The sequence below is a fragment of the Nocardioides sp. L-11A genome (assembly GCA_029961745.1).
Lineage (GTDB): Bacteria > Actinomycetota > Actinomycetes > Propionibacteriales > Nocardioidaceae > Nocardioides.
Genome location: CP124680.1, coordinates 2,659,673 through 2,685,233, shown reverse-complemented (window position 1 = coordinate 2,685,233; position 25,561 = coordinate 2,659,673). Strand labels below are relative to the sequence as shown.

The 25,561-nt window shown below is 73.1% G+C and carries 28 protein-coding genes and 1 pseudogene; 13 read left to right on the top strand and 16 right to left on the bottom strand.

Going from position 1 to position 25,561, the window contains the following annotated elements; all coding sequences use genetic code 11:
* Positions 1 to 80: 80 nt before the first annotated feature.
* Positions 81 to 1,175, top strand: coding sequence for an alpha/beta hydrolase-fold protein (locus QJ852_12705; protein WGX99278.1), 1,095 nt, complete (start codon positions 81 to 83; stop codon positions 1,173 to 1,175).
* Positions 1,176 to 1,239: 64 nt separating this feature from the next.
* Here the strand turns inward: QJ852_12705 and QJ852_12700 are convergent, their stop codons facing one another.
* Positions 1,240 to 1,449 carry a heavy metal-associated domain-containing protein gene (locus QJ852_12700; protein WGX99277.1) on the bottom strand — a complete coding sequence of 70 codons (210 nt, stop codon included), beginning with the start codon at positions 1,447 to 1,449 and terminating at the stop codon, positions 1,240 to 1,242.
* 89 nt (positions 1,450 to 1,538) lie between these two features.
* On the opposite strand from QJ852_12700, the gene QJ852_12695 reads away from it, so the two are divergent.
* A complete protein-coding gene (locus QJ852_12695; protein ID WGX99276.1) occupies positions 1,539 to 1,778 on the top strand; it encodes a CDGSH iron-sulfur domain-containing protein in 240 nt (79 codons plus the stop codon).
* A gap of 34 nt (positions 1,779 to 1,812) precedes the next feature.
* Here QJ852_12695 and QJ852_12690 read toward each other — a convergent pair whose 3' ends face one another.
* From QJ852_12690 to hutH, 13 genes are all read right to left on the bottom strand, one after another.
* On the bottom strand, positions 1,813 to 2,310 hold the full coding sequence (locus tag QJ852_12690; protein WGX99275.1) for a phosphoribosyltransferase: 498 nt from the start codon (positions 2,308 to 2,310) through the stop codon (positions 1,813 to 1,815).
* Positions 2,307 to 2,837, bottom strand: a complete 531-nt coding sequence (locus QJ852_12685) for a regulatory protein RecX (protein ID WGX99274.1) — start codon at positions 2,835 to 2,837, stop codon at positions 2,307 to 2,309. The genes QJ852_12690 and QJ852_12685 overlap by 4 nt, the downstream gene beginning before the upstream one ends.
* Before the next feature lie 386 nt (positions 2,838 to 3,223).
* Positions 3,224 to 4,276, bottom strand: a complete 1,053-nt coding sequence (gene recA, locus QJ852_12680) for a recombinase RecA (GenBank protein ID WGX99273.1) — start codon at positions 4,274 to 4,276, stop codon at positions 3,224 to 3,226.
* A 195-nt stretch (positions 4,277 to 4,471) separates the two neighbouring features.
* Positions 4,472 to 5,767, bottom strand: coding sequence for an MFS transporter (locus QJ852_12675; GenBank protein WGX99272.1), 1,296 nt, complete (start codon positions 5,765 to 5,767; stop codon positions 4,472 to 4,474).
* A 4-nt stretch (positions 5,768 to 5,771) separates the two neighbouring features.
* Positions 5,772 to 5,966: a DUF3046 domain-containing protein gene (locus tag QJ852_12670; protein ID WGX99271.1), complete on the bottom strand. Its 195-nt coding sequence runs from the start codon at positions 5,964 to 5,966 to the stop codon at positions 5,772 to 5,774.
* Positions 5,963 to 6,508, bottom strand: coding sequence for a DinB family protein (locus QJ852_12665; GenBank protein WGX99270.1), 546 nt, complete (start codon positions 6,506 to 6,508; stop codon positions 5,963 to 5,965). The genes QJ852_12670 and QJ852_12665 overlap by 4 nt, the downstream gene beginning before the upstream one ends.
* 47 nt (positions 6,509 to 6,555) lie before the next feature.
* On the bottom strand, positions 6,556 to 7,545 hold the full coding sequence (locus tag QJ852_12660) for a DUF389 domain-containing protein (protein ID WGX99269.1): 990 nt from the start codon (positions 7,543 to 7,545) through the stop codon (positions 6,556 to 6,558).
* Positions 7,546 to 7,549: 4 nt separating this feature from the next.
* Positions 7,550 to 7,993 (bottom strand): class I SAM-dependent methyltransferase, encoded by a 444-nt coding sequence (locus QJ852_12655; protein WGX99268.1) that lies wholly within the window; start codon positions 7,991 to 7,993, stop codon positions 7,550 to 7,552.
* A gap of 51 nt (positions 7,994 to 8,044) precedes the next feature.
* Complete coding sequence (gene hutI, locus QJ852_12650) at positions 8,045 to 9,202, bottom strand: imidazolonepropionase (protein ID WGX99456.1); 1,158 nt, start codon at positions 9,200 to 9,202, stop codon at positions 8,045 to 8,047.
* Between the two features lie 14 nt (positions 9,203 to 9,216).
* Positions 9,217 to 10,524 carry a formimidoylglutamate deiminase gene (locus QJ852_12645; protein WGX99267.1) on the bottom strand — a complete coding sequence of 436 codons (1,308 nt, stop codon included), beginning with the start codon at positions 10,522 to 10,524 and terminating at the stop codon, positions 9,217 to 9,219.
* Entirely contained in the window at positions 10,521 to 11,723 is a 1,203-nt protein-coding gene (locus tag QJ852_12640; GenBank protein ID WGX99266.1) for an allantoate amidohydrolase, read from the bottom strand. Before QJ852_12640 ends, QJ852_12645 begins: the two co-directional genes overlap by 4 nt.
* Before the next feature lie 5 nt (positions 11,724 to 11,728).
* Entirely contained in the window at positions 11,729 to 13,399 is a 1,671-nt protein-coding gene (locus QJ852_12635; protein WGX99265.1) for a urocanate hydratase, read from the bottom strand.
* Positions 13,396 to 14,940 (bottom strand): histidine ammonia-lyase, encoded by a 1,545-nt coding sequence (gene hutH / locus QJ852_12630; GenBank protein ID WGX99264.1) that lies wholly within the window; start codon positions 14,938 to 14,940, stop codon positions 13,396 to 13,398. Before hutH ends, QJ852_12635 begins: the two co-directional genes overlap by 4 nt.
* Positions 14,941 to 15,031: 91 nt before the next feature.
* Here hutH and QJ852_12625 point away from each other — a divergent pair, with 91 nt between their 5' ends.
* Positions 15,032 to 15,790: an IclR family transcriptional regulator gene (locus QJ852_12625; GenBank protein WGX99263.1), complete on the top strand. Its 759-nt coding sequence runs from the start codon at positions 15,032 to 15,034 to the stop codon at positions 15,788 to 15,790.
* Positions 15,791 to 15,919: 129 nt separating this feature from the next.
* On the top strand, positions 15,920 to 16,726 hold the full coding sequence (locus QJ852_12620; GenBank protein WGX99262.1) for a hypothetical protein: 807 nt from the start codon (positions 15,920 to 15,922) through the stop codon (positions 16,724 to 16,726).
* Positions 16,727 to 16,740: 14 nt separating this feature from the next.
* On the opposite strand, the gene QJ852_12615 is transcribed toward QJ852_12620, so the two are convergent.
* On the bottom strand, positions 16,741 to 17,118 hold the full coding sequence (locus QJ852_12615; protein ID WGX99261.1) for a VOC family protein: 378 nt from the start codon (positions 17,116 to 17,118) through the stop codon (positions 16,741 to 16,743).
* A 154-nt stretch (positions 17,119 to 17,272) separates the two neighbouring features.
* Here QJ852_12615 and QJ852_12610 point away from each other — a divergent pair, with 154 nt between their 5' ends.
* A complete protein-coding gene (locus tag QJ852_12610; GenBank protein ID WGX99260.1) occupies positions 17,273 to 18,121 on the top strand; it encodes a hypothetical protein in 849 nt (282 codons plus the stop codon).
* On the opposite strand, the gene QJ852_12605 is transcribed toward QJ852_12610, so the two are convergent.
* Complete coding sequence (locus tag QJ852_12605) at positions 18,118 to 19,581, bottom strand: N-6 DNA methylase (GenBank protein ID WGX99259.1); 1,464 nt, start codon at positions 19,579 to 19,581, stop codon at positions 18,118 to 18,120. The genes QJ852_12610 and QJ852_12605 overlap by 4 nt on opposite strands.
* Before the next feature lie 60 nt (positions 19,582 to 19,641).
* On the opposite strand from QJ852_12605, the pseudogene QJ852_12600 reads away from it, so the two are divergent.
* From QJ852_12600 to QJ852_12565, 8 genes and pseudogenes are all read left to right on the top strand, one after another.
* Positions 19,642 to 20,961 (top strand): annotated as a pseudogene (locus tag QJ852_12600) (nicotinate phosphoribosyltransferase).
* Positions 20,962 to 20,970: 9 nt separating this feature from the next.
* Positions 20,971 to 21,582 (top strand): isochorismatase family protein, encoded by a 612-nt coding sequence (locus tag QJ852_12595; protein WGX99455.1) that lies wholly within the window; start codon positions 20,971 to 20,973, stop codon positions 21,580 to 21,582.
* A complete protein-coding gene (locus QJ852_12590) occupies positions 21,579 to 22,289 on the top strand; it encodes an NUDIX domain-containing protein (GenBank protein WGX99258.1) in 711 nt (236 codons plus the stop codon). The genes QJ852_12595 and QJ852_12590 overlap by 4 nt, the downstream gene beginning before the upstream one ends.
* Positions 22,290 to 22,410: 121 nt before the next feature.
* Positions 22,411 to 22,809: a metalloregulator ArsR/SmtB family transcription factor gene (locus QJ852_12585; GenBank protein WGX99257.1), complete on the top strand. Its 399-nt coding sequence runs from the start codon at positions 22,411 to 22,413 to the stop codon at positions 22,807 to 22,809.
* On the top strand, positions 22,806 to 23,318 hold the full coding sequence (locus QJ852_12580) for an SRPBCC family protein (protein WGX99256.1): 513 nt from the start codon (positions 22,806 to 22,808) through the stop codon (positions 23,316 to 23,318). Before QJ852_12585 ends, QJ852_12580 begins: the two co-directional genes overlap by 4 nt.
* Positions 23,315 to 23,890: a TIGR03086 family metal-binding protein gene (locus QJ852_12575; protein ID WGX99255.1), complete on the top strand. Its 576-nt coding sequence runs from the start codon at positions 23,315 to 23,317 to the stop codon at positions 23,888 to 23,890. The genes QJ852_12580 and QJ852_12575 overlap by 4 nt, the downstream gene beginning before the upstream one ends.
* 41 nt (positions 23,891 to 23,931) lie before the next feature.
* A complete protein-coding gene (locus tag QJ852_12570) occupies positions 23,932 to 24,291 on the top strand; it encodes a TfoX/Sxy family protein (protein WGX99254.1) in 360 nt (119 codons plus the stop codon).
* A complete protein-coding gene (locus QJ852_12565; GenBank protein ID WGX99253.1) occupies positions 24,288 to 25,556 on the top strand; it encodes an MFS transporter in 1,269 nt (422 codons plus the stop codon). The genes QJ852_12570 and QJ852_12565 overlap by 4 nt, the downstream gene beginning before the upstream one ends.
* The last annotated feature ends 5 nt before the right edge of the window (positions 25,557 to 25,561 follow it).

Here is a 25,561-nt window from a genome sequence, read left to right as displayed (position 1 = left end):
GACGGCTGTCGAAAGTGGGCCGGGGTGGTCATCGACACCGGTAGGGCGAGGAGACGCCGTTGCGGCACTAGATTCCCGGCATGTCCACCACCAACGCGCCCCGCGGCCCGGGGCCACTTCCGCCCGACCTGTCGGTGGCACCCTGGCCGCTGCCCCTGCTGGCGTCCGAGGTCGTCGAGCACACGATCGTGAGCCAGGCCCTCTGCGACAACCCCCTCGGGGACGCCCACGAGCGCCCGCTGTGGGTCCAGGCTCCGCGCGAGCCGGTGCCGGGACGGCGCTACCCGGTGGCGTACGTGCTGCCGGCCTACAACGGCCACATCACGATGTGGCGCAACCGGCTGCCGTACCGGCTGACCACCATCGAGGAGGTCGAACTGCTCACCGCCGACCCCACGGTGCCTGACCTGATCGTGGTCTACGTCGAGTCCTGGAGCAGGTACGGCGGCAGCCAGTTCGTCGACTCCCCCGGCACCGGCCGGTACGAGAGCTATCTGTGCGACGAGGTCGTCCCGTTCGTCGACGCTCACTATCCGACCCTCACCGCCCCGGAGGGGCGCGCCGTCACCGGCAAGTCGAGCGGCGGCTACGGTGCCCTGGCACTCCCACTGCGCCGCCCCGACCTGTTCGGCTGCCTGGCCAGCCATGCCGGCGACGCGCTCTTCGAGACCTGCTTCCTGCCCGGCTTCCCCCTGGCCGCCCGCGCCCTGGCCGAGTTCGACGGCGACATCCATGCCTACTGGGACGACTTCCGCTCACGGGTCTCCCGGACGAAGCCCTACGACTACCTCGTCGGCATCCTCCTCGGGGTCGCCGCGAGCTTCAGCGCGGCCGACGACGGCGCACCCATCCTCCCCTTCGACCCGCGCAGCGGGCGGCTCCGCCCCGAGGTCTGGCAGCGTTGGCTGGACCGGGACCCGGTGCGGATGCTGGAGCGGCCGGAGTACGCCGCGGCGGGCCGCGGCCTGCATGCGGTCTGGGTCGACGCCGGCACCCGCGACGAGCACTTCCTCGACCTCGGCGCCGCCGCGTTCGTCGATGCACTGACCGCCACCGGACTGCCCGGCGACCGGGTCCACTTCGAGCTGTTCGAGGACGGGCATCCCGCCGTCGAGTACCGCTATCCGCCGGCCTTGCGGTGGCTGGCCGAACGGATGTCCGGCAGCGCGCGCTGAACCGATCCGGAGCCACCTGGCGCACAGCGAGGGGGCCGCGCCTCGGGCGCGGCCCCCTCCCCGGTCAGTCCTCGATCGTGTAGCCGATCTCGGCGATGGCCGCCCTGATCGCGGCGTCGTCGACGGCACCGGTCACCTCCAGGGCGCCGGTGCTCACGTCGACGTCGACGTCGGCCACCCCCTCGACGGCCGTGACGGCCGCGGCGACCTTGTTGACGCAGCCGTTGCAGGTCATCCCGGCCACCGTGTACGTGGCCGTCGCGACGTTGCTCATCTCGTTCCTCTCCTCGACTTCTGGACGTAGATAGGGTACCCCCCTATGGTATTCACGACAAGTGGCAGAACTCTTCGTCAGGAGAACCCATGGCCGATCAGACCAGCCGTCCCGTGACCGTCAAGGCCGTCCAGGACGGACCGCTGCAGATCAAGGGAAGCTTCCGGCTCCTCGACCCGACCGGGGCGGAGTACGACCTGGAGGGGCAGCGCGTGGTCCTGCTGTGTCGCTGCGGGCGTTCTGCGGACCAGCCATTCTGCGACTCGAGCCACCGCACGACGGACTTCCGCAGCGCGGACCGTCCGGCATGCGGGGCCGACGTCGGCTGACCCGCGGCGTGCGGGCGCGGTGCTCAGCCGGCGGTCACGCCCGCACCCCGACCAGCGGCGGGCCCGACGACCAGGGGAAGTCGATCCAGGCCTCGGTGCGCCGCCAGACGTACTCGGGGCGGATCACGGTCCACGGCTTCTCGTAGATCACCGCGGTACGCGCCTCGGCCACGTGGCCGGCGAAGAAGTCCCGGACCACCTCGAGGGTCTTGCCGGTGTCTGCGACGTCGTCGGCGATCAGGACCTTCATGCCGGTCAGGTCGATGGCGGCCGGCGTCGGCGGCAGCATCATGGGCACGTCGAGACGCTCGTTGACGCCGGTGTAGAACTCGACGTTGACCGCCGACAGGTTCTTCACCTCGAGGGCGTAGCCCAGGCCCATCGCCAACCCGAGCCCGCCTCGGGCGATCGCGAGCACGATGTCGGGCTCGAAGCCGTCATCGACGACCTGCTGGGCGAGGTCGCGCACCGCGGTGCCGAAGAGGTCGTAGGTCAGGATCTCGCGCTCGGGCGCCGGGACGTCGGTCGTCACTCCCCCATTGTGCACTGCGCCTCGGCCCCGAGCTCGGACCGCACGACGGCATAGGCGAGCCCCGGGGAGTAGCCCTTGCGGGCGAGCATCCCGACCAGCCTCCGGGCGGCGACCTGCTCGTCGAGGCCGCGCATCGAGCGGAGCTTCTTGCGCACCAGGCCACGCGCCGCCGCCTCCTCCTCACCTGGGTCGACCTCCGCGAGCACCGCCTTCGCCGTCTCGTCGGCGACGCCCTTGCGGCGCAACTCGACCGCGAGCGCGGTCCGGGCCAGGCCGCGACTGCGCTGGCGCCCCTCGACCCAGGCCCGGGCGAAGGCCTCGTCATCGACCAGGCCGACCTCCTCGAACCTGTCGAGCAGCCGTGCGGCCACCTCCGGCGGCACCCGCCGCCGCGCCAGCCGGTCCTCCAGCTCCCGGCGACTGCGCGCCTTGATGCTCAGCTGGTCGAGCAGGATCTTGCGCGCCACCGACTCGGGGTCCGCATCCTCGGTCCAGCCGTCGTCGTCGGGCGGCTCCTCGTCGCGCATCGGTCACGTCCTCCTGTCAGCTGGCTACGGCGGGAACGGCGGGCGAGGAGGCGTAGGAAGCGAGGAACGAGCGACCGGAGCCGACGAGCCCGACGCTTGACGCCGAGCCGTGGTGCTGCCGCCACGCGAAGGCGAGACCTACGGAACTCGACCGCGTGGCCGGCAGCGTGGCGGAGCGAAGCGACGACACGCTCGCGCCCCCAGCGACGGCGCCGGCGGGAACGGCGGGCGAGGAGGCGTAGGAAGCGAGGAACGAGCGACCGGAGCCGACGAGCCCGACGCTTCCCACCGCGCCAACGTGCTGCCGCCACGCGAAGGCGAGACCTACGGAACTCGACCGCGTGGCCGGCAGCGTGGCGGAGCGAAGCGACGACACGCTCGGCCCATCAGAAACTGTCGACACCGATCGGCTCGTCGGAGAGGTCGGTGAACTCGCCATCGACGGTCGGGGTGACGCCGAGCTTCTCGAGGATCTTCTTCTCCAGCTCGTTGGCCAGGTCGGGGTTGTCTTTGAGGAAGCCGCGGGCGTTCTCCTTGCCCTGGCCGAGCTGGTCGCCCTCGTAGGTGTACCAGGCGCCGGCCTTGCGGATCAGGCCCGCCTCGACGCCGACGTCGATCAGGCCGCCCTCGCGGGAGATGCCCTTGCCGTACATGATGTCGAACTCGGCCTGCTTGAAGGGCGGGGCGACCTTGTTCTTGACGACCTTGACCCGGGTCCGGTTGCCGACCATGTCGGTGCCGTCCTTGAGGGTCTCGATGCGGCGGACGTCGAGGCGCACGGAGGAATAGAACTTGAGCGCCCGGCCACCCGTGGTGGTCTCGGGCGAGCCGAACATGACACCGATCTTCTCGCGCAGCTGGTTGATGAAGATGGCGGTCGTCTTGGACTGGTTGAGGGCACCGGTCATCTTGCGCAGCGCCTGGCTCATCAGCCGGGCCTGGAGGCCGACGTGGCTGTCTCCCATCTCGCCCTCGATCTCGGCGCGCGGCACGAGCGCAGCGACCGAGTCGATGACGATCAGGTCGAGCGCGCCGGAGCGGATCAGCATGTCGGCGATCTCGAGCGCCTGCTCGCCGGAGTCGGGCTGGGAGACCAGGAGGGCGTCGGTGTCGACGCCGAGGGCCTTGGCGTAGTCGGGGTCGAGCGCGTGCTCGGCGTCGATGAAGGCCACGATGCCGCCCGCGGCCTGCGCGCTGGCCACCGAGTGCAGCGCGACGGTCGTCTTGCCGCTCGACTCGGGGCCGTAGATCTCCACCACGCGGCCACGCGGGAGACCACCGATGCCGAGCGCCACGTCGAGCGCGATCGACCCGGTCGGAATCACGTCCAGGGGGGCGCGCGAGTCGTCACCGAGTCGCATCACCGAACCCTTGCCGTAGGACTTCTCGATGTTGAGCAGGGCGGTCTCGAGCGCCTTCTGCCGGTCGTCTCCAGCCATGGTCCTCAATCCTTCGTGTCGTGGTGGGCCAGGTACATCGGCGACGCTAGAGCGGGGTCCCGACACAACCTGATCAGTCGTGTCGCGGTTGTGGACAACCCGGCCGGACGTCGTACCTGTGGACAGCCGAAGGACCCGATCGGAACCCGTGCTGCCGTGCGACCCAACCTAGCCGAACAGATGTTCGAAGTCGCGTCAGGCCGGTCGGCGTGTCGTGGCGCCCCGGGACTCGGCGACCGCGCGGGCCGCGCAGCCGAGGACGCCGGCGACGAGCAGCAGGCTGGTCAGGGCGAGGGCGGGATAGCCGGCCGCGCCGACCACCACGCCGGCGACCGCGCCCGCAGCGGCGGCGGTCAACCCCATCACCAGGTCGGAGACGCCCTGCACGTCGGTCCGCACCTGCAGCGGGGCGTGCTCGGCGACCAGGGTCGAGGCCGCGACCATCGCCAGCGACCAGCCGAGACCGAGCAGGAACAGGCCGGCGGTGACCTGCCACGACATCCCGCTGGGCGCGGATGCGCACAGCAGCAGCGCCGTCAGCAGCACGACGCCGCCCGCGGCGAGGACCGGCGGGCGACCGAACCGGTCGGCGAGCATCCCGACGAGCGGCGAGAAGGCGAACATGCCGAGGACGTGCACGCTGATCACGATGCCGATGACCTCGAGGCCGGAGCCGCCGTGCTCCATGTGCAGGGGCGTCATCGTCATCACGCCGATCATCGTGGCGTGGGTGAGCGCGAGGCCCGCGATGGCGTAGCCGAGGACCGGCCGGTCGCGGACCGTCGCAGCGGTCCGGCTCCAGGAGGAGCCGGCGCGCCCGACGGCCGGCTGCCCGCCACCGCCGGCGGCCGCGCGCTGGGCGGTCAGCAGCGGGTCGGGACGCAGCAGCACCGCGACGATCACCGCGGCGGCGAGCATGCCGACCGCGCCGATGGCGAACGGGCCGGTCAGCTCCGGGATGCCGAGGGTGTCGGCGACGGCTCCCGCGGGCCCGGTCAGGTTCGGTCCCGCGACGGCGCCGATCGTGGTCGCCCACACCACCAGCGAGAGCGAGCGGGCGCGGTTGGCGTCGGTGGCGAGATCGGTCGCGGCGTACCGGGCGGCGTTGTTGGCCGAGGTCGCCGCGCCGAGCATCATCGCGCCGACGAGCAGCAGCGCCATCGACCCGACCACGCCGGCCAGCACGGCGGTCAGACCGCCGGCCGAGCCGACGACGTAGCCCGTCATCAGTCCGGTGCGCCGGCCCCGCCGCGCCATCAGCGGCGCCAGCAGGAAGGAGATCACCGCGGCTCCCAGCACCTGGGCGGTCTGGGCCAGCCCGGACTGGGCCTCGGAGCCGGACAGGTCGCGGGCGAGGAGTGACGCGGTGGCGATGCCGATCGTGATGCCGACGGCGCCGACCGCCTGGGTCAGCACGAGGACGCGCACGGTACGACGCTGCACCGCCTCGACGACGAGGTCGGGTTCGACGGGGTCGACCAGGCGGCTCATCCCCCTAGCGCTCGCTCGCCGGCAGCTCCCGGACCTCCCACACCGCGCGCCAGACCTCCTTGGGCGGGACCCCGGCGTCCAGCGCCTCGGTGGCGGTGCGGTGGTCGAGGATGCCGATCACGAAGGTGTCGGCCCACACGCGGGCGTAGCCCTCACCGAGGTGGCGGTCCATGCGTGCCCAGAACTCGGTGTGTCTCACTCCCCCATGATCCACCGCACGTCCCACCGGTGATGCACGAGGTCGTGCAGGTGGTACCGCCCGAGGGTCTCGACCGTGAACACACTGCCGTTGCTGCGGCGGCCGGGGCGATCCCAGGCGTGCGCCGGGACGGCGTCGTAGGCGTCCGCGACGGCGGCGGCCGCCGCCACCAGGTCCGGTACGACGTCCGCGGCGCGCTGCTCGTCGTACCGCTCGGTCACGGCGGTCTCGTCCTGGTCCCAGTTCGCGAACCGGGGGTCGTCCTCGGCGAGCAGCTGGGCGACCCGGCCGGTGAAGACCCGGTTGACGTCGCGCACGTGGCAGCCGTACTCGGTGGGCGACCAGACGTCCGGCGCGGGGCGGGTGCCGGCCCGCGGATCGGCCAGTGCCGTGGCCCAGAAGTCGGCGTTGTCACGGATCGCCGCGCCGAGCGCCGACCGGTCCACCGCGGCGGCGGCGAACCCGCACTCCGGGCAGGGGTGCTCGAGCACCCAGGTCCAGTCCTTGGTGTCGGGGGCGATGATGGCGCTCTCGCTGCTCACCGGGCCATCCTCGGGCGTCGAGCGCCCGGTCACGAGCCGGGTTCCGGTCAATCGCCGTCGAGGACCTGCCAGGTGCCGGTCCGGCGCCGCAGCCGCGCGACCAGACGGGCCCGGCGCTCGGACATCCGGCTCCACACGGCCTGCTGGAAGGCGAGCGTGAGCCAGCCGGCGACGGCCATGCCGGAGACGTTGAGCAGGAGCTGCAGCAGGCTGCCCCGGATCTCGTCGGGAAGCCCGAAGGCCAGGCCCAGCGCCACATTGCCGGCGGCGGGGATGGTGGTGACCGAGATGAAGACCCCGGACAGACCGCCGACCTTCGCCGAGGTGAGGGACAGGGCACCGGCCGCGGCGGCGACGACGGCGACGATGAAGGACCACGTGTCGGGCGTGTAGATGAACCCGGTCGCGGGCCGCGGGGCGGTCACCATGTCCTGGGTGATCCAGCCCAGTGCTCGCGCGAGCAGCGCGGCCGCGGTGGTGACCGCGATGGCGACGGCGAACCCGACGACGAGCGAGCGGGCCGCGAAGCGCAACAGCGACGGGCGACGCCGGACCAGCGCCAGGCCGAGTGCCGCGATCGGCACGAACTCGGGGCCGAGCACCATCGCCCCGATGACCAGGATCTGGGAGTCGAGGATGATCGCGATGCTCGCGATCAGCGTCGCCAGGCTCATGAAGGTCAGGAACGTCCAGTTGAGCTCCGACTCCTCGTAGGCACGCTGCGTCACGTCGGCCCAGACGACGGAGTCGGCCGACGAGCCCGGCGTGAGGCGCTCGGCGTCCAGGCCCGCCTGCGAGAGCCATGTGGTCACGGGGACCACGTGGATCGCCCCCTGCTTCGGAACGCCGATCTCCCGTAGCGCGTCGACGACCTCGTTCACGGCCTCACGGGGCACGTCCGCCTCGACGAGGTCGCCCTCGGGCACGAGCGCCGCTCCCCGCACGCAGGTGAGGCTGGTGACGGCCGGGTCCGCGCGGAGCGCGTCGAGGACGGCAGGGGTGAGAGCCCGCGGGGAGGTGATGCGGAGGTGCTGCACCCGCTCACACTAGAGGCGCCGGCCGGAGATCGACGTCCCTCAGCGGGTCGCCGCCGTCGACGAGCAGCCGGCCGCCCGGAACGAGCGCGGCCGCGATCCGGGGCAGCGCCCGCTCACCGGCCGTCGGATGCCTTCCGTCGAGGGCTCCGACCCGTACCGCGAAGGCCAGGTCGTACGGCGCCTCGCCGGGCAGCAGCACGAGCTCCTCCACCGCGACCCGACGCACGCTGAGTCGCCCGTCGCGGATCTCCTCCGCCGCGTTGCGGCTCGTGAGCGCGATGCCCCTGGCCGACCGGTCGACGACCAGGACGTGGCCGCCGGGGCCGATGCGTCGGGCGACCTCCCGCGCCGCGGCGCCGGGTGCCCCGCCGATCTCGAGCACCCGCATCCCCGTGCGCAGCGGCAGCGCATCGACGACCGCGGCCAGTCGTGGCGAGAGTCCGGACATGCCGGTGAGCCTAGGGATCCCTGGGTCCCGGGCACCCGACCGTTCTTGCGCTCAGCCGCCCCAGGTCCGCGCGACGAGCGGGACGCCCGGCCGGTAGGCGAGGTGGACGTGCGTGGGCGCGTCGAGCAGCATCAGGTCGGCCCGGGCACCCGGTACGACGCGGCCGACGTCGGTGCGGCCCAGCGCGGCGGCTCCGCCGGCGGTCGCTGCCCGGACGGCCTCGGCGGGCGTCATCCCCATCTCGCGCACGGCGAGGGCGATGCAGAACGGCAGCGAGCTCGTGTAGCAGGAGCCCGGGTTGCAGTCGCTCGCGAGTGCGACGGTCACACCGGCGTCGATGAGCCGGCGCCCCGACGGGTAGGGGTGCTTGGTGCTGAACTCGACACCGGGCAGCAGCGTCGCGACGGTGCCGGCCTCGCGCAGGGCGTGGACGTCGTCGTCGCCGAGGTAGGTGCAGTGGTCGACGGCGGTGAGGCCGAGCTCGGCGGCGAGCCGTACGCCGGGGCCCTCGCCGAGCTGGTTGGCGTGCAGCCGGCCCTTCAGGCCGACCGCGGCACCGGCCGCGAGGATCGTGCGGGCCTGGTCCTCGTCGAAGGCGCCGCGCTCGCAGAAGACGTCGATCCAGCGCGCGTGGGGGGCCGCGGCCTCGAGCATCGGACCCGTGACGAGGTCGACGTAGCCGGCCGGGTCGTCGGCGTACTCGGGGGCGACGACGTGGGCGCCGAGGAAGGTCGTCTCGTCGGTGAACTCGCGCGCGATCCGCAGGGAGCGGGCCTCGTCGTCGACGGACAGTCCGTAGCCGGACTTGATCTCGAGCGTGGTCGTGCCCTGACGGCGCATCTCGGCCACGTGGCGCGCGACGCCGGACGCGAGCCGGTCGTCGGACGCGGCGCGGGTGGCGGCGACGGTGGTGCGGATGCCGCCGGCGGCGTAGGACTCCCCCGCCATCCGGGCCTGGAACTCCAGCGACCGGTCGCCGGCGAACACCAGGTGGCTGTGGCTGTCGACGAAGCCGGGCAGGACGGCCCGGTCCTCGGCGTCGAACACCTCGTCGGCGGCGGGCGCGGCGGCGGCGGCGCCGACCCACGAGACCACGCCGCCGGCCAGGACGACGGCCGCGTCGGTGCGGACGCCGAGAAGGTCGTCCGGTCCGGCGGCGGCCGGGTCGTTGGTGACCAGCTCGCCGATATTGGTGATGAGCAGGCTCATGGGTCCCCCGTCGGTCATGTCCACAGCCTTCCGATCACGTCGTCGAGGGATCGCCCGACCGCGCCGTGGTCGCCCTCGAAGACCACCGCGCCGTCGACCATCACGTGCGTGACGTCGGCCGCGGCGGCGGCGAAGACGGCGGTGTGCTCGTCCCGGCCGGTCCCGGCGGTGCGGGGCGAGGCGAGGTCGACGGTGACGAGGTCGGCCCGCTGGCCGACCGCGATCGCGCCGGCGTCGGCGAAGCCGAGGCTGCGGTGCCCGTCGGCGGTGCCGGCGAGCAGCAGCTCGGCCGCCGTCCAGTGGCCGCGGGTCTGGCTGGCGAGGCGCTCGTCCATCTCGACGGCGCGCATCTCCTCGAACGCGTCGATGATCGCGTGGCTGTCGGAGCCGAGGGTGAGCACGGAACCGGCCTCCTGCAGCGCCCGGGCCGGGCCGATGCCGTCGCCGAGGTCGCGCTCGGTGGTGGGGCAGAACGACGCGAACGCGCGCGCCTCGCCCAGTAGCCGGATGTCCTCGTCGGTCAGATGGGTGGCGTGGACGGTGCTCGTCATCGGGCCGAGGACACCGTGGTCGGCGAGCAGCCGGGTCGGCGTGACGCCGTGGGTGGCGACGCAGTCGGCGTTCTCCTTGACCTGCTCGGAGAGGTGCACGTGGATCGGTACGCCGTCCGCGACGTAGGGGGCGAACGCCTTCAGCGCATCGGCCGGCACCGCGCGCACCGAGTGGGCCGCGACGCCGATCGCCCCCTCCGCCCCGAGCGGCACCGACAGCGCGGCGACCCGCTCCTGCCAGGCCTTCGCGGTGCCGTCGGAGAAGCGGCGCTGCGCGCCCTCCGGTGCGGCGCCGAAGCCGCTCGACAGGTAGAGCGTGTCGAGCAGCGTGATCCGGATGCCGGCGTCACGTGCGGCGGCGAGGAGCGCGTGGCCCATCGCGTTGGGCTCGTCGTACGGCGTCCCGTCGGGCTGGTGGTGGAGGTAGTGGAACTCCCCCACCGCGGTGTAGCCCGCCGCCACCATCTCGGCGTAGGTCGCCTTGGCCAGCTCGTAGTAGGTGTCGGGATCGAGCCGCCCGGCGACGGCGTACATCTGCTCGCGCCAGGTCCAGAACGTGCCGCGGTCGGTCTGCGTGCGCCCGCGCAGGGCCCGGTGGAAGGCGTGGCTGTGGGTGTTGGCGAGGCCGGGCAGGGTGAGCCCGCGCAGCGGGATGCCGGTGGTCGTGGCGTCGGGCTCGACGGAGGTGATCCGCCCGTGCTCGACCTCGATCCGGACCGTGTCCCGGACCCGGCCGTCGACCCAGGCGCGCTCGAGAAGGTACGCGGTCACGGCCGCTGGACCAGCCCGGTGAGCGCGTCGGCGAGGGCCTCCACGCCGGCCAGGCAGTCGGCCGTCTCGGCGGACTCGTAGGGCGAGTGCGAGACGCCCGACGGGTTGCGCACGAACAGCATGGCGGTGGGGATGCCCGCGTCCTGCAGGATCCCCGCGTCGTGACCGGCCTGGGTCGGCAGCACCGGCACTCCCCCGAGCCGCGCGACGAGCTCGTCGCGCAGGGCGGTGTCGAACGCGACCTCGCCGCTGACCGACTCGGGCGTGACCGTGACGGTCGTGCCGTCGCGGCCCGCGCGGTCCACGGCCTGCTTCTCGACGGCGGCCACGAGCGCGCCCAGCGCGTCGTCGGACGCGGCCCGGGCATCGAGCCATGCGGTGACGTGGGAGGGCACGGCGTTGGTGCCGTTGGGGCGGACGTCGATGCGGCCGAACGTCGCGCGCTGCCCCGAGAGCCGGGCCTGCTTGTTGGCCGCGAGCGCGGTCATCGCGTAGGTCAGCATCGGGTCGGCGCGGTCCTCCATGCGGGTGGTGCCGGCGTGGTCGGCGCGGCCGGCGATGTCGTAGCGGTAGCGCCCGTGCGGCCAGATCGCGTCGTGGACGCCGACCGGCGCGTCGAGGTCGATCAGGCCGCGACCCTGCTCGACGTGGAGCTCGACATAGGTCGCAACGCCGTCGAGGAGGGTGGAGGTGCCGCCCTCGATGACGTCGCCGAGACGGACGCCGTCGCGGTCGGTGAGCTCACGCGCGTCGGCCCAGGTGGTCGCGCCCACGGCGAGTCGCGAGCCGAGGCAGGCCCGGCCGAAGCGCGAGCCCTCCTCCTCGACGAACGCGGAGACGCCGAGCCGCCGGGTGGGCGCCACGCCGCGCGAGCGCATCAGGTCGAGCGCCGCGAAGGAGGAGACGACACCGAGCGGGCCGTCGTACGCACCGCCGTCGAGGACCGAGTCGAGGTGCGAGCCGGTGAGCACCTTGTCCGTGCCCGAGCCGAGGCTCTCCGGCCCCCACCAGGCGACCAGGTTGCCGAACGGGTCCTCCTCGAGCTCGAGCCCACGGGCCGTGGCGGCCTCGCGGAACCACGCCCGCAGCTCGAGCTCGGCGGAGTGCCACGGCAAGCGGTTGTAGCCGCCGGAGGACGCCGAGCGTCCGACGGGCGCGAGGTCGCGCCACATCTGCTCGAAGTCGGCAACCTGGGTCACGGCTCTCAGCCCTCCTGCATCGGGATCCGGACGCCGCGCTCGGCGGCCACCTCAGCGGCGCGGTCGTAGCCCGCGTCGACGTGGCGGATGACGCCCATGCCCGGATCGTTGGTCAGCACGGCCTCGATCTTGGCAGCAGCCAGCTCGGTGCCGTCGGCGACGCACACCTGGCCGGAGTGGATCGAGCGGCCCATGCCGACGCCGCCGCCGTGGTGCAGCGACACCCAGGTGGCGCCGGAGGCGGTGGCCGTCATCGCGTTGAGCAGCGGCCAGTCGGCGATCGCGTCGGAGCCGTCGAGCATGGCCTCGGTCTCACGGTAGGGCGAGGCGACCGAGCCGCAGTCGAGATGGTCGCGACCGATCACGATGGGCGCCTTCAGCTCGCCGTTCTCGACCATCTCGTTGAACTTGAGACCCGCCAGGTGGCGCTCGCCGTAGCCGAGCCAGCAGATCCGCGCCGGGAGACCCTGGTAGTGCACGCGCTCCTGGGCCATGCCGATCCACTTGTGGAGCCGCTCGTTCTCGGGGAAGAGCTCGAGGATCGCCTTGTCGGTGGCGGCGATGTCGGCCGGGTCGCCGGACAGCGCGGCCCACCGGAAGGGGCCCTTGCCCTCGCAGAAGAGCGGGCGGATGTAGGCCGGCACGAAGCCCGGGAACTCGAACGCCCGGTCGTAGCCGCCCTTGCGCGCCTCGTCGCGGATCGAGTTGCCGTAGTCGAAGACCTCGGCACCGGCGTCCTGGAACTCCACCATCGCCCGCACGTGCGCCGCCATCGACGCCTGCGCGTCCTTGGTGAATCCCTCCGGGTCGCGCTCGGCGGCCTGGTGCCAGTCGTCGAAGGGGACGCCGACAGGCAGGTAAGAGAGCGGGTCGTGCGCCGAGGTCTGGTCGGTGACGACGTCGATCGGCGCCTTCATCTCCAGCAGCTTCGGGAAGATCTCGGCGGCGTTGCCGAGCAGGCCGATGGACAGGCCCCGGCGCTCGTCGCGTGCGGCCACGGCCAGCTCGAGCGCGTGGTCGAGGTCGTCGGCCTGGACGTCGAGGTAGCGGTGCTCGATGCGGCGGGTGATCCGGCTCTGGTCGACGTCGACGCAGATCGCGACGCCGTCGTTCATCGTGACCGCGAGCGGCTGCGCGCCGCCCATGCCGCCGAGGCCGGCGGTCAGCGTGATCGTGCCGGCGAGCGTGCCACCGAAGCGCTTGTCGGCGACGGCCGCGAAGGTCTCGAACGTGCCCTGGAGGATGCCCTGGGTGCCGATGTAGATCCACGATCCGGCCGTCATCTGGCCGTACATCGTGAGACCGAGCTCCTCGAGCCGGCGGAACTCCTCCCAGTTGGCCCAGTCGCCCACCAGGTTGGAGTTGGCGATGAGCACACGCGGCGCCCACCTGTTGGTCTTGAAGACGCCGACCGGCTTGCCGCTCTGGACGAGCATCGTCTCGTCGTCCTCGAGGTCGCGCAGGGTGCGCACGAGGGCGTCGTACGCCTCCCAGTTGCGGGCTGCCTTTCCGGTGCCGCCGTAGACGACGAGGTCCTCGGGCCGCTCGGCGTTCTCGGGGTCGAGGTTGTTCATCAGCATCCGTAGCGGGGCCTCGGTCTGCCACGACTTCGCGGTCAGCTCGGTGCCGGTCGCGGCATGGATGGGGAGGCGCGGGTTGTCCTGCTGGGTGGTCATGCGAGTTCTCCGATCGCGTTCGCGACGGCCGCGGTGACGGAGCGGTCGGCGACGAGGTGGTAGGCGGTGTCGATCTCGGGGGCGAGGAAGCGGTCGGTGCCGGGGCCGCCGACGCCCGCGTCGCGGAGCAGGTCCACGACGGCACCGGTGGCGGGGCTGGGGGTGAGCGGGGCGCGCAGGTTGAGCGCCCGGGCCGCGGTCATCAGCTCGATGGCGAGCACGCGGGTGAGACCGTCGACGGACCTGCGCAGCTTGCGCGCGGACGACCAGCCCATCGAGACGTGGTCCTCCTGCATGGCGCTCGACGGGATCGAGTCGACGCTGGCGGGGTTGGCCAGGCGCTTGAGCTCGGAGACGATCGCGGCCTGGGTGTACTGCGCGATCATCAGGCCGGAGTCGACGCCGGGGTCGTCGGCCAGGAACGGCGGGAGCCCGTGGTTGCGGGCCTTGTCGAGGAAGCGGTCGGTACGCCGCTCCGCGATCGAGGCGACGTCGGCCGCGACGATCGCGAGGAAGTCGAGCACATAGGCGACGGGCGCGCCGTGGAAGTTGCCGTTGGACTCGACCCGGCCCTGGTCGGCCAGCACGACGGGGTTGTCGACCGCCGAGGCCAGCTCCCGGGACGCGACCGACACCGCGTGCGCGACCGTGTCCCGCGCGCCGCCGTGCACCTGGGGCGAGCAGCGCAGCGAGTAGGCGTCCTGGACCCGGTTGCAGTCGGGCCCGCGGTGCGAGGCGACGACGCCGGAGTCGCGCAGCAGCGCGGTGAGGTTGGCCGCGGACGCCGCCTGCCCGGGGTGGGGGCGGATCGCCTGCAGCTCGGGCGCGAACACGCGGTCGGTGCCGAGCTGGCCCTCGACGGACATGGCGGCCGAGATGTCGGCGACCTTGAGCAGCTCGGTGAGGTCGTGGATCGCGAGCACCAGCATGCCGAGCATGCCGTCGGTGCCGTTGATGAGGGCCAGGCCCTCCTTCTCCTGCAGCTCGACCGGCGTGAGGCCGGCCGCGGCGAGAGCGGTCGCGGCGTCGGTGAGCTCACCGTCGGCGGTGCGGACCGGACCCTCGCCCATCAGCGCGAGCGCGCAGTGGGCCAGCGGCGCCAGGTCGCCGGAGCAGCCGAGCGAGCCGTACTCGTGCACCACGGGGGTGATGCCGTGGGTGAGCAGGCCGGCGAGCAGCTCGGCCGTCTCGCGGCGTACGCCGGTGTGGCCGGTGGCGAGCGTCGAGAGGCGCAGCAGCATGAGGCCGCGAACGACCTCGCGCTCCACCTCGGGGCCGCTGCCGGCGGCGTGCGAGCGGACCAGCGAGCGCTGCAGCTGGGCGCGCAGCTCGGGCGCGATGTGCCGGGTGGCGAGGGCGCCGAAGCCGGTGGAGACGCCGTAATGGGGCGTCGGGGACGCCGCGAGGTCCTCGATGACCGCGCGCGCCTTGTCGATCGCGGCGAGGGCCTCGTCGCTGAGCACAACACCGGCGCCACCGCGGGCGACCGCAACCACGTCGTCGAACGAGACCGCGCCCGTTCCGACCGTCACTGTGTCCATGCCCTGATTCCACTCCGTCGACGTGACACTCGCCAGGGCGAACCGGCATCATGAGTCTCAGATCTGAGACAGATGGCAAGGGAGGACGACGATGGCCCAGGTTCCCGCGGCCACTCGCGCGCTGCGCGTACTGCGCTTCCTGGCCGGGCAGCCGGAGCCGGTCGCGGTCGAGCGGATCGCGCGGGAGCTGGAGATCCCGCGGTCCACGACGTACCACCTGCTCCAGGCGATGGCCGACGAGGGATTCGTCGTGCACCTGGCCGACGAGCGCCGCTACGGCCTGGGGGTGGCGGCCTTCGAGGTCGGGTCGGGGTACGCCCGCCAGGCGCCGTTGCAGCGCCTGGCTCGGCGCCCCCTCGCCACCCTGGTCGACCGGACCGGGCACAGCGCGCACCTCGCCGTACCCCACGGCCGCGACGTTCTCTACGTCGTCGAGGAGCGGGCGCCGGGCCGGCCGCCGTTGGTGACCGACGTCGGCGTCCGGTTGCCCTCTCACCTGACCGCCAGCGGACGGGCGATCCTGGCGCACCTGCCCGCGAGCCAGGTGCGCGCGCTCTACCCCGACCGCACCGCGTTCGTGGACCGCACCGGGGTCGGGCCGGGCTCCCCCACGGCCCTGCGGTCGGTCTTGTCCGAGACCCGGCAGCGGGGCTACGCCACCGAGGACAGTGAGGTCACCGCGGGCATGGCGAGCGTCGCGGCGGCGGTCCTCGACCACAACGGACTGCCGGTCGCGGGAGTGGCGGTCACCTTCCCGACCGAGGAGCTCGACCAACGCCAGCGCGAGCGGCTGGCCGATGCGGTCGTGGCCACCGCCGACGCCCTCGGCCGGCGACTCCGGGGGCGTTGACGCCCGCTCGCGGACGACCTCAGAAGTCATCAGGAGTTATCACGGGTTTCATCCGCGCTGTTCCTGGGCATCGATCGCTGCACCGCGGACTCCCCCCGAACGAGTCCCGACGAGACATCTGGAGCACCCATGCGACTTCTGACCTCAGGGCCCTCCGCCCTGCTGCTGGCCGCCTCGCTGACCCTGGCGGGCCCGGCCATCGCCACGACGTCGGAGCCCGCGGCCGGTGCCTCGGCCGGGGGGCCGGCCATCAGCATCGCCGCCAAGAGCATGCAGGTCGAGCGCGGCAAGAAGGTCGTCGTGACCGGCGCGGTCGCGAACAAGAGGATCACCCGGGTGACCCTCCAGCAGAAGCGCGTGGGCACGAAGTGGAAGGCCCAGGCCACCGCGAAGGTCAAGGCCGACGGCAGCTACAAGCTCAAGGACAAGACCACCACCGCGGTGACCCGCAAGTACCGCGTGATCAGCGCGGCGGGCCCGAAGCAGAAGTCCGCCAAGGTGACGGTCGGCGTCTACGAGTGGCGTGACCTGACCAAGATGCAGCCCCGCGTCAGGAACGGATGGACCGTCGAGAAGACCGTGAGCATCAACGGAGTCGCCTACGGCCCGGCCTACCGCGGATGGGTCTACCCCACCGTTTCGTCGCTCGTCGACTACAACCTCAACCGCGACTGCGTCTCCCTGCGGGCGCGGTTCGGTGTGAGCGACGCCTCCGACCTCGCCGGCCGCGCGACGATCTCCGTCGCCGGCGACGACGTCGCGGTCTACTCGAAGTCCTTCGGCATCACCCAGTCGGAGTACGTCACCGTGCCGCTCGGTGCGCCCTTCCGGGTCGGCATGAGCTTCACGGTGGAGAACCCCGGCGGACTCCCGACGACGCCCAACGTCATCCCGGTCGTCGCCCAGCCCGAGGTGTTCTGCACCTCGACGAAGTAGCGGCTGCCTGCCACTCACCCAGCAGCGAGGTCGGTGACGGGGTTGCCCCCGAAGCCGACCTCGTTGCCGTCGGCGTCCCGGTAGATCACCTTCCGGACGCCGTCGCCGTAGGTCTCCTCCGCGGCCGGCTCGATCCCGCGGGCGGCGATGCCGGCCACCCGGTCCTCGAGGTCGTCGACGAAGACCGTCTGTGTGCCGTAGCCCGCGCGCTCCGGGCGCTGCTCGACCACCAGCCACCGGTGCGGGGCCAGCTCCCAGACCGCCTCGGTGTCGTGAGCGAGGAACGACGGGGGCGCTCCGAGCAGCGCCTCGTACCACGGTCGTGCCTGCGCGTAGTCGCGCACGCAGACTCCCGCGAACAGCTCGACCCCGTCAGCCAGGAACTCGCTCATGCCGGGACAGACCGGGCGCGGGCACCGGACTCATCGCCGCGGCGGCGCTGAGGCCGAACCCGGCGAGCGGTTTCCGCGACCGGGGGCAGGGGAACCGATCCGCGTGGGACCGTGGCCCCCGGCCCGAGCCCCGTCCGATCTCGAAGGGAATCCCGTGCGCGCACTCGCCACCGGCTCATCGGCCCTACTGCTCACCGCCGTCCTGGTCGCGGCGATGCCGTCCTCACTCGCGGCGCTCCCGCACGCGGCGCAGACCGTCGCCACCACCTCGGAGCCCGCGCATCGCGCCGTACCGGCGATCACCATCGCCGCCAGGAGCACCGAGGTCGAGCGCGGCAAGAAGGTCGTCGTGACGGGCACCGTGAAGAGCCGGCGGATCACCCGGGTGTCGCTGCAGCAGCGACAAGCCGGCTCCCGGTGGCGAACCCAGCGCACGACGCACGTCCGGAGCGACGGCAGCTACCGGCTCGAGGACCGGACCACCGCGGCGGCCATCCGCCGCTACCGCGTGGTCAGCGCGAGCGGACCGAGGACGAGGTCAGCCGAGATCAAGGTCGGCGTCTACGCGTGGCGGGACCTCACCCTGATGTCCAGTACGCACATCGGCTCGATGGTGCCAGGGACGACACCGCCGACGACCACACAGGTCGGCGGGGTCGTCTACGCCCCCGCTCTGGTCGGGTCCTGGGAACGGCCACCCGCGGAGCAGGTCAAGAGCTACGCGTTCGCCCACAACTGCGTGGCGGTCCGTGGCCGGTTCGGTCTCAGCGACGGCTCCGACGCCCGGGTCCGCGCGACCGTGACGGTTCTCGGCGACGACCTGCCGTTCTACGCGAGGAGCTTCGGGCGGGGCGAGTCGGAGTACGCCACGGTCCCGCTGGGGCGGCCGACCCAGATGGCGCTGCGCTTCACCCTCGAGGACACCGGGCCGAGCCCGACACCGCTGACCACCGGCGGCAGCGCCGTCGTGATCGCGCCCGAGGTGTTCTGCACCTCCCGCTAGGCACGTCCGCCATCGTCGTCGGGCCGGCGCCGGACGCGCCCCCACCACCATGCGTACGACGCCGGGTCGGCGCCGTACGCAGCGCTCATCGCCCGGCCGGTGGCGGCGAGCAGGTCCGGCCGCTCCGCGTCCGTCGCCCGCTGAGCGGCGCACGCCCACGCCGCCCCCTCGGCCCAGGCTGCCTCGTCGGTCGGCAGCGGCAGGGCGGCGAGCTGGCGGGCGCTGACCTTCACCGAGCCAGGCGTGAGGCCGCTGCCGAGGTAGCGGCTCGCGGCGTGGGCGACGAGCGGTGGGGCCAGCGTGACCGCGAGCAGCCGCCACAGGTCGGCGGGGTCGTGCGGGACGACGCTCACGACGGGCACCGACGGCAGCCAGGCGCCGTGCTCGTCGGCCACGGCCTCGATGACGCGGCCCTGTCCGGCCACCAGCAGCTTGGGCACCAGGCGCGCGTCGGCCCACCTGGCCAGTGCTCCGTCGGCACGCAGCGCGGCGAGGTCGACAGACGGGGCGTCGTACTGCCGGCGGGCGAAGCGGGTCGGCACCCGTCCCCAGCGGGATTCCGCGGGCTCGATCAGGCCCGTGGTGACCAGCGGGGTGCCGTCGCGGAGACCGTCGCCGACGAAGGGCGCGAGGCCGTAGTACTGGTCCCGGAAGTCGGCGGTGCAGGTCGCCCGCTCCCCGAGCGTGCCGGTGCCGTCGGGTAGGGCGACGGAGGGGATCCCGAAGGCCGGCGCCGCGAGCGCGCCCCACCCGTCGGGGTCGGTCGCGGGGCCCGCGCCGATCCGGACCACGGGGACGCAGGTGAGCACCGGCGTCCCGTCGAAGACCGGTCGCTCGCTGCACCAGAAGTCCGTGACCGCACCGCGACCGGCGACCGCGGCGCGGACCGGTCCCGCGTCGCGAGCGGCCAGCACCGAGATCGGCTGCACCAGGGCGACCGTCCCGCCGGTGCCGGCGAGATCGAGCGCGCGGTGCAGGAACACGGCACTGGTGTCGGTGTAGGCGCCCAGGCCGCGGCGGTGCTCCTCGCTCCGTCCCGCGGAGTGTCGCCGGAGCTGCCCGAGGAAGGGCGGGTTGCCGACGACCGCGTCGAAGGTGCGGCCCTCCCACGCCGTCAGCCCGTCGGCCACGACCACCCGGCGTTCGATCTCAGCGCGCGGCACCGCCGGGTCCACCGCGTGCAGGCGGTCGCGGGCGATCCGCACCGCCTCCGGGTCGAGGTCGGAGCCGTGGACGGCGCGGACGCCGACCCGGCGGGCCGCCGCGACCAGGAAGTGTCCCGTTCCGCAGGCGGGGTCGAGCACGCTCCCCGCCGCCGGCAGCGCCCGGTCGAGCACCCAGGCGACCAGCTCGGGCGGCGTGTAGAAGGCGCCCTGGGCACGGCGCCGGTCGCGGTCGTGGTCGGCGAGGTGCCGCTCGTAGGCGTCGGCGGCCTCGTCCGCCTCCGTCCGCCGCGCCATGCTGGGGACCCTAGACGAGTCCTGTTATGGTCACAATGACTACAACATCGAGGAGCCGCGATGGACCGCCCCGTCCAGCCCACCACCGGACTGCTCACCGACCGCTACGAGCTCACCATGCTCGACTCCTTCGTGCGCGACGGCAGCGCCGGCCGCCCCGCGGTCTTCGAGGCGTTCGCCCGCCGGCTGCCCGAGGGTCGCCGCTACGGCATGCTCGGGGGGCTCGGCCGCCTCCTCGAGGCGATCGAGCGGTTCTCGTACGACGCGGCCGAGCTCGCCTGGCTGCAGGAGCAGGGTGTGATCGGTGCCGCGACTGCCCGGTGGCTCGCGGACTTCCGGTTCTCCGGCGATATCGACGGCTACCGGGAGGGCGACCTCTACTTCCCCGGCAGCCCGGTCCTCACCGTCACCGGCTCGCTCGGCGAGTGCCTGGTGCTGGAGACCCTGGTCCTCAGCGTCCTCAACCACGACACGGCGATCGCCAGCGCCGCGGCCCGGATGGTCGACGCCGCCCGCACCGCGACCGGACCGGGCCGGCCGCTCATCGAGATGGGCGGCCGGCGTACCCACGAGGAAGCGGCGGTCGCGACCGCGCGGGCGGCGTACCTCGCGGGCTTCGCGACGACCAGCAACCTCGCTGCCGGCCGACGGTACGGCATCCCGACCGCCGGCACCGCCGCGCACGCCTTCACGCTGGCCCACGACACCGAGGCCGACGCGTTCCGCAGCCAGGTGGAGGCTCTCGGCGTCGGCACGACGCTGCTGGTCGACACCTACGACATCGCCGAGGGCATCCGCACGGCCGTCGAGGTGGCGGGCCCCGGGCTCGGCGCGGTGCGGATCGACTCCGGCGACCTCGGCGAGGAGTCACACAAGGCGCGCCAGCTGCTCGACCGCCTCGGCGCGACCGGCACCCGGATCGTGGTCACCAGTGACCTCGACGAGTTCGTCATCACCGCCCTCGCCGACGCCCCCATCGACGGCTACGGCGTCGGCACCCGCGTCGCCACAGGCTCGGGCCACCCGACCGCGAGCATGGTCTACAAGCTGGTCGCGATCGCCGACGCACCGGGCGAGCCGCTGCGCGCGGTGGCCAAGAAGTCCCAGGACAAGGGCTCGGTCGGCGGGCGCAAGCAGCCCTTCCGCGAGTACGACGACCAGGGGATCCTCGTCGCTGAGTGGTTCGCCGCCCAGGACGCTCCCCCACCGGGCCCCGGCGCCCGGCCGGTCCAGGTCGCACTGGTCCGCGCCGGGGAGGTCGTGCACCGCCCGGACCTCGGCCAGATCCGCGACTTCGCGGCCGCGACCCTCGACACCCTCCCGGCCGAGGCGCGCACCGTCGCCGCCGGGCCGGCGTACCTCACCGCATCGCTACGACAGGAGAGCACGATGACCGACACCCCCACGACGGCACTGCGCGGACTGATCGTCGTCGACGTCCAGAACGACTTCGTCGAGGGCGGTTCGCTCGGCGTCACCGGCGGCCGGGAGGTGGCCGGCCGGATCAGCGCGCACCTCGCCGCCCACGCCGGCGACTACGCCGTGATCGCCGCGTCCCGGGACTGGCACCGCGGCGGTCACGAGACGGGCGAGACGAACGGCGGCCACTTCCACGCCCCCGGGGAGGAGCCGGACTTCGTGACCACCTGGCCGGTGCACTGCGTGCAGGGCGAGACCGGGTCGGCGTACGCTCCGGAGCTCGTGACGTCCGCGGTCACGCACCACGTGGTCAAGGGCATGGGCGAGCCGGCGTACTCCGCCTTCGAGGGGGTCACCCCCGCGGGCGAGCGGTTGGCGGACCTGTTGCGCGACGCCGGCGTCACCGACCTCGACGTCGCCGGCATCGCCACCGACTACTGCGTGCGCGCGACCGCGCTCGACGCGGTGCGGGCGGGCTTCCGGGTGCGCCTCCTGGACGGACTGCACGCCGGCGTCGCCCCGGACTCGTCGGTGCGGGCGCTCGAGGAGCTGGCGGCGGCCGGCGTGGAGGTGCACCGGTGAGCGCCTCCGGGCACCCGCCGTTCGCGGTCGCCGTCGACCTGGCCGTGTTCACCATCCGCGACGGCGCGCTCGCCGTCCTGCTCGTCGAGCGCGGCGAGGAGCCGTTCGCCGGCTCGTGGGCACTGCCGGGCGGCTTCGTCGAGCCCGACGAGGACGCCGAGCAGGCTGCCTGGCGCGAGCTGCGCGAGGAGACCGGCATGGAGCGCTTCCCGGGCCATCTCGAACAGCTCCGGACCTACTCCGCACCCGACCGCGACCCCCGCCAGCGGGTCGTGTCCATCGCCCATGTCGCCCTCGCCCCCGACCTGCCCGAGCCGCAGGCCGGCACCGACGCCGCGGACGCCCGGTGGTGGGTGGTCGACGACCTGCTGGAGGGGCCGGACGCGGACGGGCCGGCCCTCGCCTTCGACCACCGCCGGATCCTCCTCGACGCCCGGGAGCGGGTGCGGGCCAAGCTGGAGTACACCACCTTGGCCACCGAGTTCGTCGCCGAGCCGTTCACCCTCCCCGAGCTGCGCCGGGTGTACGCCGCCGTCTGGGGCACGCCCCCCGACCTCGGCAACTTCCGCCGCAAGGTGCTCGGCACCGACGGGTTCGTGGTGCCGACCGACGTCCGCGGCGAGGCGACCGAGGCCGGCGGGCGGCCGGCGCTGCTCTACCGGCGCGGCCCCGCGACCGTCGTACAGCCGCCGATGGCGCGCGGCTGAGCAGGCGCGGCGCGCAACGTCATACGTTCGGTGGGCTCAAGCCCACAGGACGTATGACGCTACGCACGGAACTCAACCAGATGGTTGACAAAGGCACCGCTCCCGGCATTTAATCAACCACATGGTTGAGCAAGACGACCGGCTGTCGCGGGTGTTCGGCGCCCTGGCCGACCCGACCCGGCGCGACATGGTGGCCCGACTGGCGGCGGGCGACGCGACGGTGAGCGAGCTGGCGGCGCCGTACGACGTCTCGCTCCAGGCCGTCTCCAAACACCTCAAGGTGCTCGAGGAGGCCGGCCTGGTCCACCGCAGCCGCGACGCACAGCGGCGGCCGGTCCATCTGGACGCGGAGGTGTTCGACCTGATGACGAAGTGGATCGAGCGCTATCGGCGCCAGGCCGAGGAGCGCTACCGACGACTGGACCAGGTCCTCGCCCGGATGCAGGGCAAGGACACCGGCACCACCGACCGACCGAACGACACCGAGCAGCAGCACCGACCCGAAGGAGCAGCAGGATGAACACGAGCACCGGCAGCACCGCGCCCGAGGCCCTCATCGAGGCCGACCCGGACGTCCCCACCGTACGGATCGTCCGGGAGTTCGACGCGCCGCGCGAGCTCGTCTACCGCGCCCACGTCGAGCCCGAGCTGGTGAGGCAGTGGATGGGCCCCGACTCGATCGGGATGGAGATCGACGTGTGGGACATCCGCACCGGCGGCGAATACCGCTACACCGCGGTCCGCGACGGCGTCGAGATCGCCCATTTCTACGGCGCCGTCCACCGGGTCACCGAGAACGAGAAGATCGTGCAGACCTTCGGGTTCGAGGAGATGCCCGACGCGGTCAGTCTCGAGACGATGGTCTTCGTCGAGTTGCCCGGCGGCCGCACCCGCCTCGAGGGGCTGTCGGTGGTCTACGACTTCGAGTCGCGCGCCGGCATGCTCGCCAGCGGCATGGAGGTCGGCATCAACGAGGGGTACGCCGCCCTCGACCGCCTGCTCGCCTCGCTGGCGGGAGCGCAGGGGTGATCCCCGACGACCCGGCCGAGGAGCACCGCAGCATCGCGGGCGCCTTCGGCGAGCGGGTCCGCGGGGTCCCCGCCGACGGCTGGGACGCGCCCACACCTGTCGCGGAATGGGAGGCCCGCGACGTCGTACGCCACCTCGTGGAGTGGTTCCCGGCGTTCCTCGCCGACGGCTCCGGCCTGCGCCTGCCGCCCGGACCATCAGTGGACGACGACCCGGTCGCAGCCTGGGAGCACCACGCCGCGGCCGTCCAGGCCGTCCTCGACGACCCGGCGAGCACCGAGGTGACCTTCGCCCACCCACGGCTCCCCGCGATGCCACTCCCCCGCGCCATCGCCGAGTTCTACACCGGCGACGTCTTCATGCACACCTGGGACCTCGCCCGCGCCACCGGGCAGGACGACACCCTCGACCCGGCTCGCTGCCAGCGGATGGTCACGGGCATGGAGCCGCTCGACGAGATGCTGCGGCAGAGCGGGCAGTACGGCGCGCGGGTGCCGGTCGCCGACGACGCGCCCTGGCAGGACCGGCTGATCGGCTTCATCGGGCGCGACCCGTCCTGGCAGCGGTCGTAATCGGCTGGAGCGCTGTCCGTGGCGGGTTCTAGCCTCCTGTCATGGCGTACGACGACGAGCTGGCCGGGCGGCTCCGCGACCTCCTTGCGGAGGAGCCCGCCGCGGCAGGCCTGGAGCTGACCGAGAAGAGGATGTTCGGCGGCCTGGGCTTCATGGTCGGCGGCCACATGGCCGTCGCCGCGAGCGGCCAGGGCGGCCTGATGGTCCGGGTCGACCCGGCCGCGGGCGAGCAGTTGGCGGCCACGACCCCGGCGTACCCGATGGAGATGCGGGGGCGGACGATGAGCGGCTGGCTGCGCGTCGACCTCGCGGACCTGGCCACGGACGAGGCGCTGGGCGCGTGGGTGCACCGCGGCGCGGCGTACGTCGCCGGGCTGCCGCCCAAGTCCGCCGGACGGTGAGGTCGTTCTGGGCCGCCCTGCCCACGGAGGGCCGGTGGCTGCTGTCGACCGTCGCGATCCAGACCCTGGGCCGCGGCCTGACCCTGCCGTTCACGCTGATCTACCTGCACGAGGTCCGCGGCTTCGAGCTCGGTCTGTCCGGGACCCTGATGGCGCTGATCGCCGTCGTCGGCTTCCTGGTCACCGGCCCCGGCGGTGCGCTCGTCGACAGGTACGGCGCCCGCGCGGTGCTGCTCGTCGGCATCGCCGCGATGATCGCCGGCAACCTGATCCTCGCCTTCGCGACCACCCCGGCGGTCGCGGCGCTCGCGCTCGTCCTGGTCGGCTTCAACTTCGGGGTGTCGTGGCCGGCCTTCAACTCGCTGATCGCGGCGGTCGTCACCGGTGACCTGCGCCAGCAGTACTTCGGCATCAACTTCGCCCTCGTCAACCTCGGCATCGGCGTCGGCGGCGTCGTCGGCGGCCTGTTCGCCGACGTCGACCGGCCGAGCACGTTCACCGCGATCTTCGTCGGCGACGCGGTGAGCGGACTGGTGCCGCTCGCGCTGCTCCTCGGTCCGCTGCGGCACGTCCACGGCCGAGCGACGGCACCGGAGGACGGGACGACACCGGCCACCGTCGGATACCTGACGATCCTCAAGCAGCCGGCCGTGCGGTGGCTGACCCTGCTCACCTTCGTCGGCACGTTCATCGGCTACGGCCAGCACGAGGCCGGCTTCCCGGGATTCGCCCGCCAGGCCGCCGAGGTCTCCACCCGCACGATCGGGCTGGCCTTCGCGGTCAACACGGTGGTCATCGTGGTGCTCCAGTTCTCGGTGCTGAACCGGATCAAGCGCCATCTCCGCACCCGCGTCATGGTGGCGATGGCGGCGATCTGGGCCGTGGCGTGGGGGATCCTCGGTCTGGCGGGCGTCGTCCCCGGGGGCGGCGTCGCGATCGCGGGCGTGCTCGCCTACATGGCCGTCTTCGCGCTCGGTGAGACGCTGCTCCAGCCGACGGTGCCCGCGATGGCCAACGACCTCGCCACCGACCACACCCGCGGCCGCTACAACGCGATCACCGCGGCGGCCTTCCAGGGCGGCGCGGTGGCCGGGCCGGTCGTCGCCGGCTTCCTGCTCCAGCACGACCTCGCGCCGGCGTACATCGCGGTCATGGTCGCGGGCTGCGTGGCGATCGCCGTGATGGCGCTGATCCTCGAACGCCATGTCCCGGCGGCCGCCAACGGCGGCCCGGTCGTGGCATCCGCCACAACCGGGGACGGATGACGCCG